This window comes from Enterococcus sp. DIV0755f (assembly GCF_051713725.1).
Lineage (GTDB): Bacteria > Bacillota > Bacilli > Lactobacillales > Enterococcaceae > Enterococcus_D > Enterococcus_D casseliflavus.
The window spans coordinates 1032088-1047771 of the sequence record NZ_JBIOQL010000001.1 but is presented as its reverse complement, the minus strand read 5'-3'; the positions used below and the strand labels follow the sequence as shown (position 1 = coordinate 1047771).

Here is a 15684-nt window from a genome sequence, read left to right as displayed (position 1 = left end):
CTCACTCCTTTACTCCAATGGTACGAATTTCATATGGGTGTAATTGCTGATTGACGGTCGATGCTTGTTCTTCCTCTAAAAGGTTCAACAGACAGAGCGTCGCCTGCTCTTTTTGCACGTGAAAGGCAGTGGCTTGATTCGCCAAATTATAGCCCCGCAAAACGATCTGCTGGTCTTGGCGATTGCGTTTTAAGGCGGTGATAGCTACCGTCGATCCATGAGCTTCCATATATTGGTTGCTGCTGGCTAGCTTGCCTTGATGCTTGTCGGTCTGACTTGCCGTCCAAGGAACTTGGGCAGCTTGTGCTTGGCGATACGTTTCATAACGTTCTTCAGGAGCCCCATGACAGGCTACGCCGTATTCAAAGGTGTGGCTGCCTAAGCATTGCGCTTCTGGTGTTGGGAAGTAGCCCCAATCGCCTAGCTCTCCCGTACAGCGCAACAAGGTCAAGCAGATCTGATCCTTCACGATTTCATATTCGTTCAAACCAAAATTAGAAACCGTCATGCCGCTAGTTTCATCATGCAAGTTGACAAAGGCGTGCTGATGCTGCGGATTTGTTGGGTTTTCCCAATGACTGGAAACCTGATTCGGCCGTTTTACGACTTCATAAATGCTGTCAGCTTCATGGAAATCCGTGATGATCCCTGTTGGGAATAACACTCGCAGTCGGTGATCTTTGCTTTGGTTGTTGACGGTGGTTTTAAATGCCAGGCGGTTGCTGGTTCGTTCTAAACGGATCTCCGTCTCGATCTTGAAAGCAACCAATTCTTGACTCCGCTGTGCCTTACGGAAACGGAAATCGACGACAGCTTTTTGTTCTTCTAACAAACGGTCATCTGCTGAAACGGGAATCTGCAATTCTTGCGTCAGTCGCACGATCCCCACCAGTGGATCGTTTTGTTCGATCGTCACGTGATGCGGAAATTGTGTCGATAAGATTGCTTCATCCCCTTCTGGTTGTTTGAAGATGTACTCATTGGCGATATCCCCCACATCCTCGAAAACCAGTAAATTGCGATACGTTTTTTGGGTTACTTTGTCTGTAATCGTCAAGCTGCCGTTTTCAGTAATGACGGCTTCCAAATGTGCGTTGGCAAGTTTGCGCCCTCCTTCTGAAACGATCGGGGCGCTCTCTACTGGCGTAGCGGCTTTTTCTACTAGGGCAAAGGTCTGCCATGAAAATTCTGGCAACTGATTTGCTTCAACTTGGACCTTGACAAAGCGTTTCATGAAAGGAATCCGAAAAGCATCTTTAGGCAATTCATAGTCAAAAAGGACCTCTTCTTCACTAATGATCGCAGCAACAGGGTTCCCCTGTTCATCGATCACCGAATAATAACCTTTTGGCTTCGCCAACAATTCGTGGTAAAGCTTGCTTGGCAATCCTTCACGGAATGTTTTACGCTCAAGTTCGATCACGACTTCCACTAAACCAGAACGGGTGCTGCCAGTGGTGTTGAAGACCACGAAAGGGCGACTCTCCTCAGGAAACTGGCTCGTGTCGATGGCGGCTACTAAATTGCGTAACGCTTCATCTGCCACGAACTTGCCGATTTCATTGGCTTTTTCAAACCGCGGCATCATTTCTCGGTGTACTTCGTCCACTGAACAGCCGCAGATACTGTCGTGAGGATGATTTTGCATCAGGGTTTTCCACGCATGATCCAACATATCGTGAGGATAGCTGCCGCTTGCTTCATAAGCCATAGTTGCTAATGGCTCCGCAACATTTTCTAATTGGCGGGAAACCTTTGTATTCCATTGTTTTAGATAAACTCGGGAAGAGGCGGTATTGGCTAGAGTATACCAACCATCGGTTTCTTGACTGGTCAATTCACCTGTGACAGTTCCTAGGTCATCTGGCAGATCTGCTTGCACCGCTTCAAGGTATTCGGTAAAGCTGGCGTGTTTGAATTCATACTCTGGGAAAAGCTCGTTGGCTGTACGAATCGCTGCCGAAATATCTTTTTGGACGGGTTGATGATCGACCCCATTCATCATTAAGTAATGATTGGTGGCTCCAAATTTTTCTACATCTTGCAGTTTTTGGGTCCAAAAAGCTTTGGCTTCTGCTTTATCCACTGGAATCTCATTGCCATTGGAGTACCAGTTGGCAAAAAGTAGACCAAAGATTTGACTGCCATCTGGACCTTCCCAATGCATTTCAGAATATTGGGAAGTAAATTGATCATCGGGTAAAACTTCATTGTCAAAGCCGATCGGTTTGACGCCACGCCCAAATGCAGCACTTTCAAGATTGGCTTGCAGCATCATTTGCGGAGTTTGTCCCATATTGCCGAAGGTATCTGGGAAATACCCCAACATAACGGGGGTGCCCCACTTTTTGCTTTCTGCCATTCCAATCAGCATATTACGGGTGTTTGATTCGGCACTGATCAAAAAGTCATCTTGCAAAATATAAAACGGACCGATCTGTAATTTCCCTTGTTTGATGGCCGCTTTGACCGCCTCGCGTTTTTCAGGCCGCACTTCTAAATAGTCATCCAAGATGATCGTCTGTCCATCTAGATGGAAGCTGTGGAACTCAGGGTCATTTTCAATTAATTCTAAAAGATCATCCATCAATTCCACTAGCCGCATGTGATGCTGTTCGTAAGGCATGTACCATTCCCGATCCCAGTGGCTGTGTGAGATGATATAAACTTGTTTCTTCATTGATTTTTACTCCTCGCTGTTTGCGTCGTTGGACTGCTTTTTGTGTCACTCGAATGGTGATGGGTCGTGCTGCTTATTTTTCCACTCGGATATCGAAATAATCCATAACCAATTCACAAAACATCATATTCGCCCACGAGAACCATTCTCTCGTGTATTGCGAAGGATCATCGACATCGAACCCTTCATGCATCAAATTTGTACCCGCATCTGTCGCCACTAACTGATCCAAAATTCGTTTCTTTTCTTCTTTGTCAGTGGTGGTCATCCCTTCCATTGCCATGGCGATCGGCCACACATAATTTTCTGGCGTATGAGAGCTACCAATGCCTTTGGCGTATTTCCCTTCATAGAAATACGGATTTTCACTGCTCAACAACGTTTTACGGGTTTGAAGATAAAGGGGATCTTCCATGCTGCCATACCCCAAGTAAGGGGCGGCGATCAAATTCGGCACATTGCTGTCATCCATCAGGGTGCCATTGCCGAATCCATCCACTTCATAGGCGTAGACTTCTTCGCCAGCTTGGTTCGTGGTCAACCCGTATGCTTTAATCCCTGCTTCAATGTCTGCTTGTAGTTTTTTCGCTTGTGCCACGATCGCTGCGTCTTCTAAAACCGTCGTAAAGATTTCTTGGATATAGCCTAAGACCACCACCGCAAACATATTGGAGGGAATCAAATAGCCGTATTTGCAGGCATCATCACTTGGTCGAAAGCCTGACCAAGTCAAGCCGACGGGTTTCACTGGTGCGCCTTTGCCGTCATGAGTCAAGGTATCTTCTTTTCGCCAGGTATCCCGTTCAAAGCGATATGGAGACTCCTCATGGTTTTGTTCTGTCACAAACACCTCCAAGGCTTTTTCGATGCCTGTTACAAAATCATCATTGAACTGATCGGTTCTGCCTGTGTTTTTATATAGCAGATAGGCCAGTTGGATCGGATAACACAAAGAGTCGATCTCATATTTGCGTTCCCAGATCCAATCGTTCATTTCAGTATCGTCTGTTTGGTGGCCAGCGCCATTGGCTGATTCGTTAAAGGCATTTGCGTAAGGATCGATCGTAATATAGTAGAATTGCTTTTTAACTAACCCGCTGATCATGCTTGCTAAGTCTTCATCTTCTTTGGCGATCACCAAATACGGACGAACTTGTGCAGTGGAATCTCGCAGCCACATGGCTGGAATATCCCCCGTCAGTAAAAAGGTCGTGCCATCCTCATGACGCTTGACCGTCGTTAATAGTGTATTAGCAAAGGCTGCGTTAAAATTTTTCGCCCAATCGGCATGCGTTTCTCCGCATAGATCCGTAATCGTTTCCATAAATGTTGTTACTGAAGTTGGTATTTCTTTATAAACCATTCCATCACCTTCCCTGATTTGATATATCAATTTACGAACCTAGTATATCATGAATTAGTTGAATGTCTAGCGCTTTTTCAAAATAATTAAAGGGTTTTCATTTTTATTGGTTTATGGTATGCTAACAAATATGATATATCAAAAGGGGTTTTCTTATGAAACAACCATTATATAAAAAAATTTACGCGGAGCTTCACGAAGCCATCGTTGAAGGGCGATTAGCGCCTGGCAGTCGTGTCCCTACTGAAAAAGAACTATCTGAACAATACCAAGTCAGTCGGATCACCTCTAAAAGAGCCTTGACGGAACTGGAACAAAATCAGCTGATCTATCGCGTGCAAGGCAGCGGCAGCTTTGTCCGAGAATTGAAGGAAAAAAAAGCGACTGGACGAATTTTGTTTGTCTTGCCCTTTGCCAATGATCTCTCTTTAGGAAACTTTACCGAAGGCATTTACCCCGTGATGCAAGAACACGGCTTTGAACTTTTGATGACACCAGTGGATTATTTGGAAAAAACGACGGCAGCTGAGCTGATGCAAGAATTCGACGGCCTGATCTATTACGCCAGCAATACGTTTTCTTACTATGACTTGCTGTTCGAATGTGCTGAAAAGCACTTTCCTATCGTGACCTTAGATAAAAAGCTGCATGAGTTTAATTTTCCAGCGGTGATGCCAGATAACTTTCAAGGTGGACAGCTAGCCACAGAGCATTTACTTGCGTTGGGGCATCAACGGATCGCTTATATTTTTGGTGATACCCATCATCCGCAATCCGTCCGTCAGCGTTATCTAGGTTACATCGATGCGCTGAAAAAAGCCCAAAGAACCTTTCGCACCAAGCTCGATGACACGGCTGCCAGCATCGCAAATGCGCTTGCCTACTTGGAAGAACATCAGGTCACGGCAGCCGTCTGTGAAAATGACTTGATCGCCATCGAATTGATGCGTGCTTTGCGCCAAGCAGATTTGCACGTCCCTGCCAACATTTCCCTAGTTGGTTTCGATAATATCCAAGCCGCAGCCCTCGTTGATCCAGCACTAACGACTATCGGGCAGAATTTTGCCGAGATGGGGCGCTTGGCAGGAAACCAAGTGATTGAGAAAATCAACGCTGCGAAGGCAGCAACCCCAGTACCAACGGAGACGACCACCCATCTAGTGGCGGTTTCTTTGATCAAAAGAGAATCAACCCAATTAAAGGAGTGAACCAAGTGAACGTATCAATGATCGACACACGACACGGAACAGACAACCAATATAGTTTTTCCCACGGCAACTGCCTGCCTTATACAGGGGTTCCTTTTGGCATGAACTACTTTGCCCCGCAAACCAGCGATCAACGCGGCAGTTGGTGGTTTCATCCAGAAGATCGAACCTTTCAGGGCTTTCGCATCACCCATCAGCCTAGCCCATGGATGGGAGATTTCAGCCATCTGACGATGCTGCCGATAAACGGCACGCTTTCTGAAAATACCCTTTTCCATGCGCAAAGCTCGTATCGTCCCGAAGAAAGCACCTTTAATCCAGCCTTTCTTAAAATCAAGACGCAGCGGTATTTAACAACAACGACTTTGATCCCCAGTATGTATGGCGGTGTGCTGACTATTGAAAACTGCGGGGATCAGCCAGGTCTTGGCTTGTCACTGCCGGGTGACTATGTTTTAGAACAGTTGGATGAACAAACAGTGGCTGGTCAACTGGTCGTATTTTCAGGGTGCGAAGATGAACGCTTCACCTTCCATTTCGTCTATCGTTTTGAAACACCCATCACGGCGATCGAAGGTGCCTTGACAGGCAAAGAAGCCTTCGTCGTTCTCCGCTTTGATGATTGCCAAACACAGACGATCCGTTTTGCGACCTCGTTTCTCAGTCGCGAACAAGCTTGTTTGAACTTGCAACGGGAACAGCAATGGGCTCCTGCCGATTATCTGGCTTCTGTCCAACAGCAATGGAATCATTTTTTGCAAAAAATCGAGATCGAGCATCACGATCAAACACAAGTTTCTACTTTTTATCATAATTTTTATCGCTTATTCTTGTTTCCTCAAACCTTCTTCGAAATCGATCAAGAGGGCCGCAAAATGCATTGGGATACCTTGGCAAAAGCAATCAAACCAGGACCACTGTATACAAACAACGGCTTTTGGGATACGTATAAAACTGTCTACCCGCTCTTTTCACTCTTGGCTGTCGAACAATTGGAAGACATGCTGGAAGGCTTTTTGAACAGTTATCGCGAAAGCGGCTTTTTACCAAAATGGCTATCGCCAGATGAGCGTGGATTGATGCCAGGGACGCTGATCGATGCCGTGATCGCTGATGCCGCAGTAAAAGGCATTCGTCCCGATTTGATGCCCGAATTTTTAGCAGCGATGAAAAAAGGCGCCACCGTCCAAAGTGAAAATCCCAATTATGGTCGGCGCGGCACGACGGACTACTTGACTTATGGGTATGTGCCATTGACGCATCATGAATCGGTCAATCACACCCTTGATTATTGTTACAGTGATTTTTGTATCTCACAAGTCGCACAACAGCTGGGTGACGAGCAAGCAGACTATTATCAGCAGCAATCGCAAAACTACCGCAACATTTTCGATCAGGAAACTGGCTTTATGCGGGCAAAAGATCCCGATGGTGCCTTTCGTCCAGAATTCAGTGACATACGCTGGGGCTTAGATTATGCAGAAGGCAGTGCGTGGCAAAGCAGTTTTGCTGTTTACCATGATTTCGCTGGCTTGATCGCCGAACACGGCGGCAAAGCGGCCTTTGAAGCAAAACTGATCGACTTGTGCAATCAAGAACCTCGCTATACGACAGAAGGCTACGGCTTTGAGATCCATGAAATGAGCGAGATGGCTGCACTCGATTTTGGTCAGCTGGCGATCTCCAATCAACCAAGCTTCCACTATCCGTATCTATTCAGCTATTTGGGCAAACCAGAAATGGCACAGCCCTTGATCAAGCAGCTATTGACACAATGCTTCAATGACTCGCCCAAAGGCTTTCCTGGCGATGAAGACAACGGTAGCATGGCTGGTTGGTACATTTTCAACTCCTTGGGCTTTTATCCAGTCACACCAGGGACGGGGGAATATGTCATCGGCATGCCATTATTTGATCAAGCAACACTACATCTTGCTTCAGGCAAAGACTTAGTGATCAAGAGCACGCCCAATGCGCCGCAACAGCTCTTCGTGGATAAAATCACATTGAACGAAGAACCCTTCGAGCGATTGTTTTTCACCCACCAAGAATTGACTGCCGGTGGTACATTGAACTTCCAGCTAGGTATCGTCCCTCGCAGCAAAGAGTGGTCAGCCGATGCCTATCCTTATAGCGTCAGTCAACCACATGCATAACGAAAAAACCGCTCCTTAGCAACAGGCAGCAGTCTACTTTCAGTCAAATGAAAGTACGTGCTATCCCTGCTAGGGAGCGGTTTTTTTATTGGTTCATTTGTAGCGGTAACAGACGTTCGATGGTTTTCAGCACGCCATTTTCATCGTTTGACTTGGTCACAAACGCTGCGGCTGCCTTGACTTCCTCAAAGGCATTGCTCATGGCGAAACTAAACGTGCCAGCTGCCATCAACTCCAAATCGTTCAAGCCATCGCCGAAAACCATTGTCTCTTCTGGTGTGACGTGCAGCAATTCTTGCAAGTGTGCCACAGTCGTTCCTTTGTGGACGCCTTGATTGGTGATATCGATCCAAGCGGCTTCCGAAGCCACGATGTAGGCGTCGTTTGTAAACTCGCCTAACTGTTGGACATGCTCAAAGCAACGTAGTTTGGGATCAAAAATAGTGAGCTTCACAAAATCTTCGGTGATGGTTTGATAATCCGCCACCGTTTTGACCACCCGATAAGAGCCGCGAACTTTCTGGGCATCTGCTTCATTGGTCGTTTCCACAATGTACGCCGCAGTCGGTGTACAGGCGATGATCACATGATCTTGCGCAATCGCAGCGAGCTTCGCAATGATCCGCCGCCCTAATTCGTTTGGCAGCAGTGATTCAAAGATGTATTCGCCTTGATGTTTGATGCGGGTCGCGCTATCCCCAAGAATCCAAACATCCGCTGCTGCTTCACCAAACAGTTCTTCCACTCGTTCACACTGTTTGCCGGTACACGCAGCAAAAGCAACACCCGCTTCTTTCATTTGTTGGCTGACTTGTTCATAATAAGGCCGGTCAAAACTGCCTTGGCTGTTCAAAAATGTGCCGTCTAAATCTGTGATGACTAATTTGATCATACGTTTCTCTTCCCCTCTACCTCGTGTCCTCTTTATGGCGAATCACTTAATTAACATTGTTAATTAAGTATACTTATTTTAAAGTTTTCCGTCAAGTCAGTCTTTTAAAAACTTTACATCGTTTCATCCCGTCGGTATACTTAATTAAATCACTTCATTAAGGAGAACACCTATGGCTTCTAACACCCATTCCATTCGCCAGCAAAACAAACAGCTGGTTTTAAAAACCTTATTTCAAAACGGGGCACTATTCGCCTCCGATTTAGTAAAGAAAACCGGCATCAGCATGGTCACCACTAACTCATTATTAAAAGAATTGTTGGCAGAGGAAGAAATCACTAAAGGTCCGCTGGAGCAAAAAGAGCTAGGGCGGCCTGCTGTGACCTATCAGCTCAACCAAGACCGAGGCCATTCTCTTTTGCTTAGTTTTATCGATCACGATGGTTCCTTGGCTCTTTGGTCCATGCTGATCGACCGCAAGGGAAAGGTTTTGGCAAAACACGACCAGCCGTTTCCTGATGTTGCCCCTCATCGCTTTCAAGAATGTGTAACGAACGAGCTAGCATTATTTCCTTCTGTGGAACAGATCGCCCTCTTTTTACCAGGAAAAATCAGTGGAGGAACCGTGACTTCCAGCTGGTATGAAAAATTTAATGGCTGGCAGCTGGCAGCTCTCGTGGCAGAGGTCACTGCACTGCCCTTCTACTGTCAAAACGATGCCCATATTTTAACGATCGGCTATTGCATCGCCCAACAGATCTCTTTGCAGCAAACCATCGTCGGCATGTACAATCCCGAAAAAAGCATGCCTGGTATCACGCTCCTGGTCAATGGTGCACTTTTAGAAGGAAAAGACGCCCTAGCGGGAGAGGCAAAGTTTTTGCCCGGCTACTTGGACCAAGGGGCACCGCAAGACCGCACGGCTTTGGTTCAGCGCCTGACAAGCTTACTGCCATTTTACAATGCTGCTTTTGCCCCCCACTGTATTATTTTAGCCAGCAGTGATGCAGTAAAAACCGATCTCTTAGACGCGATCCAAAAAAATCCATTGCTGCAGCAACAACCCAATCAGCCTGCTTTCCATTATATCGATGCTATCGAGGAAGCCATGGTGCTAGGCATGCACTGGCTGATTTTCCGCAAGACACCTTTTGACTTAGCCCGTTGATGACACAATGACCATAGAATAATTGAGGTGGTGTGATATGAAAATAGCTATCATTGGTGCTGGTCCTCGTGGACTTTCACTTTCAGAACGACTGATCGCTCATAGCAAACAAAACAAACAAGCCATCGACTTGCTGCTGTTTGATCCCTTTCTTCCTGGGGCAGTTTGGCGCACGGACCAATCGGCGGATCTGCTATTGAATTCTGTAACCAGTCAAGTCACCCTTTTCACGGATGACACATTAAGCACCGGCGGTCCTGTGGTCAAAGGACCTACCTTATACGAATGGGCAGTGACAGAAGGGAAACATTTCGCAGCCACGCATGCTCCTGAGCTCGTTGCGGAATGCACAGCACTTGATTCACTTGATCCTAACGGGCATTGCTCGCGGGCGTTATATGGCCTCTATCAGCAGTGGTTTTATCAGCAGCTATTAAAAGAGCTGCCTGAATCCATTACCGTCAACCATCTGTCAGACAGTGTCAGCTCCTTGACCCCTCTTTCCAAAAATCGCTACCAGTTGACGACGGCTCACCACACATTTCTTGTTGATGCCGTCGTCTTAGCTACAGGCCATTCACAAGCCCAACTGTCAGCAGCAGAACAACGATTGGCGGCGGCCGCAGAAAATAATGGCTGGTTTTATGCACCGCCAGCCAATGCGGCAGATACGGATCTAACGGCGGTGAAAGCTGGCGAACCTGTGATTCTACGGGGACTAGGACTTGCCTTTTACGATTACGTCACCCGCTTGACCAGCGGTCGGGGCGGCACCTTCGTCAAAGTCAATGGATCCCTCGTCTATCAACCTTCTGGTGAAGAACCGCAAATCATCGCAGGTTCTCGTCGGGGTGTCCCGTATCATCCTCGTGGCCGCAATCAAAAAACACCGACGCAGCAGCGAAAGCCCGTTTTTTTGACCCCTGAACGCCTCGCTGCTTGGCAAGCAGCCAAAACGGTTGCTGGCAAGACCTTGCTCTTCTATTTAAAAAAAGAGGCAGAACTCGTCTATTATCAGACGCTGCTTTTAGAAAAACAGCTGCTGGACAAAGATCAGCTTGCCGCTTTTACCGCCGCCTTTGTTGCCTCTGAAGGATCTGAAGAGTTGCTGAAAAAATGGCAGCTTCCTACGACAGAGTGGTGGTCATGGCAACAACTAGCCGACCCCTTTGCGCAGAAAAAGCCGCAGTCGTTGCAAGACTTTTTCATTGCACTATTACGTACCCAAATCCAAGATGCCGAAAAAGGCAATCTAACAGGACCTATCAGCAGTGCCTTGGAAGTCTTCAAAGACCTGCGGGACCCGATTCGGTTTGTTCTCGATCATCAGCTAATGCCAGTACAAGACTTGAAAACACTCTTTTGGCAGTCTTTCGTTCCCTTGAACAGCTTTTTATCGATCGGTCCGCCAGTTAGGCGCCTTCAGGAACTGGTGGCATTGATGGAAGCGGGAGTGGTGACCTTACTAGGTCCTGACATGACTGTTGAGATCGAGGAGGCTTACTATACGTATTCAAAGCGATTTGACGACACACGCTATCACGCGACGCAACTAATTGAGGCTCGCATTCCATCGACAGCGATTCGTCGAACCAACAATTCCTTGTTGCGGCAACTGCTAAACGATCGGATTATTCACCCGCACCAGTTGGCGATCCCCAATGAGGTGCCTTTTGAGACGGGTGCGATCGCCATCGATCCTGAGACCAATCAGATCCTTGGACCAGATGACCGCCCTTTCCCTACCCTCTATTGTTTTGGGATTCCCACAGAAGGCATCCACTGGCTGACGGCTGCCACTGCTCAGCCAGGAACCGATGCTTGGAATTTACAGCAGGCGGACCAGATCGCCGCTGACCTCTTGCACCACACCTTCTAGTCGCTTCTGTTCTATCAAACGCAAACTTCCGAGGAAACGCTTCGGAAGTTTTTTGTTTTTCTTTCGCAAATCCGCAGAAAGGATTTCTCTTTTTTGAATATTCTTGAAATTTTCTTTAATTATTACACGAAAATTGCGACAGTCCTAGAAAACCGTTACAATGGAAGAAACGAACGTAGGGAGGTTATCAGATGACCGCTGAATTACAAAAAATAGATGCCTTGATCGCAGAAGTGGAAAAAGTGATTTTAGGCAAACGAGATGTGATCCAATTTACCGTGGCTGCGCTGCTTGCTGGCGGACACGTTTTATTCGAAGATATCCCTGGTGTTGGGAAAACGATGTTGGTCAAATCGTTAGCCAAAGCCATTCAAAGTGACTACAAACGGGTACAGTTTACCCCAGACCTTTTACCTAATGATGTGTTAGGTGTGTCGATTTTTAATTCCCAAAGCCACCAGTTCGAGTTTCGTCCTGGCCCGATCTTCACCTCCGTCCTCTTGGCAGATGAGATCAACCGAACCACACCAAGGACGCAAGCCTCACTCTTAGAAGCCATGTCAGAAAATCATGTCACCATCGACAATCAAACGTACCCATTGAGTCCCCACTTTTTTGTTTTAGCCACGCAAAATCCAATCGAGTATGAAGGAACGTATCCTTTGCCTGAAGCCCAATTGGATCGTTTTTTGTTCCGCCTGCATATCGGTTACCCAGATTTTCAAGATGAGCTCGCCCTCTTGACTGGAAAACGACAGCAAAGCTTGGATCAGATCCAAACCATTTTACATGCTGATGAAGTGACCGCTTTAAAAGCGATGGTCGATGACGTGTATGTCGATGAGCGGGTCGCCCGTTACGCATTGCAGCTGGTTCAAGCGAGCCGTCAGCATAATGCCATTGACCTTGGTATCAGCCCTCGTGGTGGGATCGCCTTCTTAAAAGGGGCCAAAGCGTTAGCATTGACGGAAGGTCGGACCTTTGTCACGCCGCAAGACTTGCAGCGAATTTTACCAGCAGTCTTCGGTCATCGTTTATTACTGAAAGGTGGCGTACATGCCAGCACGGAGACCCTTTCAGACTTGATGAAACAGATGATCCAACGAGTGCCTGTCCCAACGAGGAGATAGCGATGAAGAAAAAGAAGCTTGAACGCCTGCTGCGCCTCCTGTTGTTTAGCGCTGCCTATTTTCTGCTGCTGGCTTATTGTGTGATCTTCAATAATAATGCTGGCTGGAGCCTTTGGTTTTTACTGACTTTGTTATTGTTGCTTGATGCAGTATTCTTGCTCCCCTCCCTCAAGAAGGTTCAAATCATTTTAGAAGAATCGATCCAAGCTGAAACACACACAGCGATCACCTTACCGCTGCAAGTCTTCAAGTATCGCCCGACGCTGCTGCCGCTGGTCGATTTCACCTTACAATTTGACGATCGTTTCAAGGAAAGTCATCACAGCGCCTTTTATCGAGGCAATCTGATTCGGCTGCAGCTGCCTTGGACCCCAAAGGAGCGAGGCATCTATGAAGAATTGCCCGTTCAATTGTACAGCCATGATCTCTTTGGCTTTTTTGAAAAAAGCTACGCTGCAGTTGCGAAACAATCGATTTTGATCCTGCCTAAATTGGCGCCAGAAGCCGTTACCCTGCTGCCATTTTTTAAACAGCAAGTCCGCAGCCAAACCCACGGAGAACCCAATTTTTCTATTCGACAGTTCCGTCAATACCAGTTAGGGGATTCCTTAAAAAATATCGATTGGAAATTATCCAGCAAACAACAGGAATTGATCTATCGCGAACGAGAACATGAAGAAGAACAAGACATCGTTCTGCTCTTTTGGGGAGAAGATCATCCTGCTTTTGAAGAGACTTTGACACTGTTTTATTCGATCCACCATTTCTCGCAAAATCAACGACTTTTTCAGCCGCTCTTGATTGGTGACGGATTGACTTCTCCTTACCAAACGGATGCCGCTGCCTATGCCCAGATCCTTCCCTTCGAGAAAGTTCCTGAAGGGGTACCGCTTTTGACTGGCAGCCATCTTGTCTTCATTACCCCGGTTTTTACCCCACAACTGGAAGACTACCTCAGTCAGTTGGAAGCAAAAAACAGCTGCCAAGTGTTTACCTACGCTGATTTAATGAGGCAGTTGAATAAACTTGAGGAGGCGGTAGGATGAGATTTATTAAGAAAGCGCTGATTGGTCTTCTGACCTTTCTCAGTCTATCACTGGTGATCTTGCCGTTTATCGCAGTTTATGACCTTGGCAATCAGTTCACCCTTTTAACTTATGCCTTTAGTGTCTGTTTGATTTTGACCGTGGTGCCGAAAGTCCGTTACAGTTTGCCTTTGCTGGCAGCCGCTTGGCTGATCGTCTTGTATCGGATCTTTCCTTATGGGACTGCCTTTTCTTTTGATTGGCTGCTGCGTTTTTGGCTAGACCTGCACCGTGCCTTTCAAGAAATCCTCAGCGGTGAAGTCGGCTATATCACCGAACTGGCGGCGGTGACATTGATCGTTAGTTGGGTTTTGTTTTTAGCGATCTTACCGATCGCTTATCAACGCTTTTTCTTGATTTACGCTACCATGATCGGCTACTTGCTAACAGTCGTGATTTTTAATCAATTTGATCTGACGTGGCATTTGATGGGTATTTTTCTTTGTGCCTTGGCTTCTTCACTGATCCAGCGCAGCGTCTTTCGATCCAGTCAAACGATCGCTCCCTGGTTCGCTGTGATGCTATTGATTGGTGGATTAGCCGTCACTGCTGTCTACTTGCCGCAAACGAGCCTGCGGGAACAGTTGGCAGCCCGTTCCACGCCTGTACGGACAAATCTGAATCAGCTGGGTTTTTATCAATTTATTGAAGAACATGGCACGCCCAGCGGCTCTCGCACTGGATTCAGTGAAAACGACCGTCAATTAGGCGGACCACTACTGGATGATGCGACGATTTTATTTGAAGCGCAACAAGAAACCCCGCATTACTGGCGGGTGGAAAGCAAAGATTTTTATTCTGGTAAGGGCTGGATCAGTACGAGCCGCGAAGAGGCTCGCTTAGAAGCAGAGGCCGTCACGATCGCGGATCAAAGCTATCAGCAAGCCTATCTTGAGAACGAGTCTGTTCGGGTCCAATTTCAAAACCATGGAGACTATGTCCCATTGCCCTATGGACGCAGCACGTTGTCCCTTGAAAACGGTGCTCGCGGTTTTCAGATCAGCGACGCCATCCAGCGGGTCGATCTCATTGATCCACTCCCAGACACCACCTTGACCCTCGATTGGGACCATCCAGATTTTGCCGCAGAAAATCTCCAAAATCTGCCTTTGATCTATCCGGATTCTCCGATCGATTATATCCAGTTACCCGATTCTTTGCCGCAGCGGGTACGAGATCTCGCAGCTGAGATCACCGCTGACAGCAACAGTCTGTTTGATCAAGTCACGGCGGTTGAAAGCTATTTGAAAGATCCGCTCGTATTCCGCTATTCCAAAACCGATGCCGTCGTGCCTGCAGAAGAGCAAGATTATGTTGATCAATTTTTATTTGAATCACAAGTCGGCTACTGCGACAATTTTTCCACGGCAATGGTCGTGCTACTACGGAGTTTAGAGATCCCTGCTCGCTGGGCAAAAGGCTTTTCTCCTGGATCTCCTGCAACAGAAAACGGCATTACTACCTATACCGTTCGCAACTTGAATGCCCACTCATGGGTGGAAGTCTACTTTGACGGCTACGGTTGGGTACCTTTTGAACCGACCCCTAGTTTCCAAAATCCAGATCGTCCCGTGTTGACTCAAGAATCTACTAGCTCCGAAGAAACACCGACCGCTAGCAGCGAAACAACACCATCGAGCAGCAGGGAAACAGAAAGCAGCGAAACCACGACCAGTAGTTCTGCAACAGCCGCGGTTACCGATGACGTTTGGTTGACTGAGGAGTTGAAACAAACGCTGCGCAATGGCTTCTTTGGAGGCTTAGCTATCCTAGGACTTGGCCTACTTTTCTATTTCCGCCATTCGTTTTTCCGTATTCATTTATGGTTGATCTGCCGCTTTACCAAACAGCCGCTAGTTGCTGCCTATCCTTTGTTTTTACGGCAAACGACGAAAGTTCTGTACCGTAACGAGGCGGAGCCGTTGATCGATTATGCCCAACGACTTGAAGCATTCTATCCACTGTTCCATGGTGATTTTATCCGCTTGACGCAGCAATACGAAGCCTACCTTTACAGCCAAGAACAGCCGGCTGGTCAAGAAGCCTTCTTGAAGCAAGTCGCTGCCCAAATCAGTCAGCTGAAAAAAATCAACTAAGCAGTGAGGATAAACGACAAAAAAACG

General features: G+C 47.1%; 10 protein-coding genes. 7 read left to right on the top strand and 3 right to left on the bottom strand.

The window, feature by feature from the left end; genetic code table 11:
* Position 1: 1 nt before the first annotated feature.
* Positions 2 to 2680 (bottom strand): alpha-mannosidase, encoded by a 2679-nt coding sequence (locus tag IGI73_RS04715; RefSeq protein WP_428206468.1) that lies wholly within the window; start codon positions 2678 to 2680, stop codon positions 2 to 4.
* Between the two features lie 73 nt (positions 2681 to 2753).
* A complete protein-coding gene (locus IGI73_RS04710; RefSeq protein ID WP_428206469.1) occupies positions 2754 to 4043 on the bottom strand; it encodes a glycoside hydrolase family 125 protein in 1290 nt (429 codons plus the stop codon).
* A gap of 155 nt (positions 4044 to 4198) precedes the next feature.
* Here IGI73_RS04710 and IGI73_RS04705 point away from each other — a divergent pair, with 155 nt between their 5' ends.
* Positions 4199 to 5251, top strand: a complete 1053-nt coding sequence (locus IGI73_RS04705) for a GntR family transcriptional regulator (RefSeq protein ID WP_087627155.1) — start codon at positions 4199 to 4201, stop codon at positions 5249 to 5251.
* A 5-nt stretch (positions 5252 to 5256) separates the two neighbouring features.
* Entirely contained in the window at positions 5257 to 7407 is a 2151-nt protein-coding gene (locus IGI73_RS04700) for a GH92 family glycosyl hydrolase (RefSeq protein ID WP_428206470.1), read from the top strand.
* Between the two features lie 85 nt (positions 7408 to 7492).
* On the opposite strand, the gene IGI73_RS04695 is transcribed toward IGI73_RS04700, so the two are convergent.
* The gene (locus IGI73_RS04695; RefSeq protein ID WP_438759118.1) at positions 7493 to 8299 is read right to left on the bottom strand and encodes an HAD-IIB family hydrolase; all 807 of its coding nucleotides are present in this window, start codon (positions 8297 to 8299) and stop codon (positions 7493 to 7495) included.
* A gap of 172 nt (positions 8300 to 8471) precedes the next feature.
* On the opposite strand from IGI73_RS04695, the gene IGI73_RS04690 reads away from it, so the two are divergent.
* The 5 genes from IGI73_RS04690 to IGI73_RS04670 all read left to right on the top strand — a co-directional run bounded on the left by IGI73_RS04690 (position 8472) and on the right by IGI73_RS04670 (position 15657).
* Complete coding sequence (locus IGI73_RS04690) at positions 8472 to 9467, top strand: ROK family protein (RefSeq protein WP_428206472.1); 996 nt, start codon at positions 8472 to 8474, stop codon at positions 9465 to 9467.
* A 37-nt stretch (positions 9468 to 9504) separates the two neighbouring features.
* The gene (locus IGI73_RS04685; RefSeq protein ID WP_438759117.1) at positions 9505 to 11346 is read left to right on the top strand and encodes an FAD/NAD(P)-binding protein; all 1842 of its coding nucleotides are present in this window, start codon (positions 9505 to 9507) and stop codon (positions 11344 to 11346) included.
* Positions 11347 to 11537: 191 nt separating this feature from the next.
* The gene (locus IGI73_RS04680; RefSeq protein WP_005225502.1) at positions 11538 to 12476 is read left to right on the top strand and encodes an AAA family ATPase; all 939 of its coding nucleotides are present in this window, start codon (positions 11538 to 11540) and stop codon (positions 12474 to 12476) included.
* Positions 12477 to 12478: 2 nt separating this feature from the next.
* Positions 12479 to 13522: a DUF58 domain-containing protein gene (locus IGI73_RS04675; RefSeq protein WP_167822982.1), complete on the top strand. Its 1044-nt coding sequence runs from the start codon at positions 12479 to 12481 to the stop codon at positions 13520 to 13522.
* Entirely contained in the window at positions 13519 to 15657 is a 2139-nt protein-coding gene (locus IGI73_RS04670; RefSeq protein WP_428206474.1) for a transglutaminase-like domain-containing protein, read from the top strand. The genes IGI73_RS04675 and IGI73_RS04670 overlap by 4 nt, the downstream gene beginning before the upstream one ends.
* The last annotated feature ends 27 nt before the right edge of the window (positions 15658 to 15684 follow it).

Excerpts from the sequence above, each read along its gene's own strand:
- IGI73_RS04685 (WP_438759117.1), top strand. The coding sequence starts at position 9,505 with ATGAAAATAGCTATCATTGGTGCTGGTCCTCGTGGACTTTCACTTTCA.
- IGI73_RS04675 (WP_167822982.1), top strand. The coding sequence starts at position 12,479 with ATGAAGAAAAAGAAGCTTGAACGCCTGCTGCGCCTCCTGTTGTTTAGC.
- IGI73_RS04690 (WP_428206472.1), top strand. The coding sequence starts at position 8,472 with ATGGCTTCTAACACCCATTCCATTCGCCAGCAAAACAAACAGCTGGTT.
- IGI73_RS04695 (WP_438759118.1), bottom strand. The coding sequence starts at position 8,299 with ATGATCAAATTAGTCATCACAGATTTAGACGGCACATTTTTGAACAGC.
- IGI73_RS04715 (WP_428206468.1), bottom strand. The coding sequence starts at position 2,680 with ATGAAGAAACAAGTTTATATCATCTCACACAGCCACTGGGATCGGGAA.
- IGI73_RS04670 (WP_428206474.1), top strand. The coding sequence starts at position 13,519 with ATGAGATTTATTAAGAAAGCGCTGATTGGTCTTCTGACCTTTCTCAGT.
- IGI73_RS04680 (WP_005225502.1), top strand. The coding sequence starts at position 11,538 with ATGACCGCTGAATTACAAAAAATAGATGCCTTGATCGCAGAAGTGGAA.
- IGI73_RS04705 (WP_087627155.1), top strand. The coding sequence starts at position 4,199 with ATGAAACAACCATTATATAAAAAAATTTACGCGGAGCTTCACGAAGCC.
- IGI73_RS04710 (WP_428206469.1), bottom strand. The coding sequence starts at position 4,043 with ATGGTTTATAAAGAAATACCAACTTCAGTAACAACATTTATGGAAACG.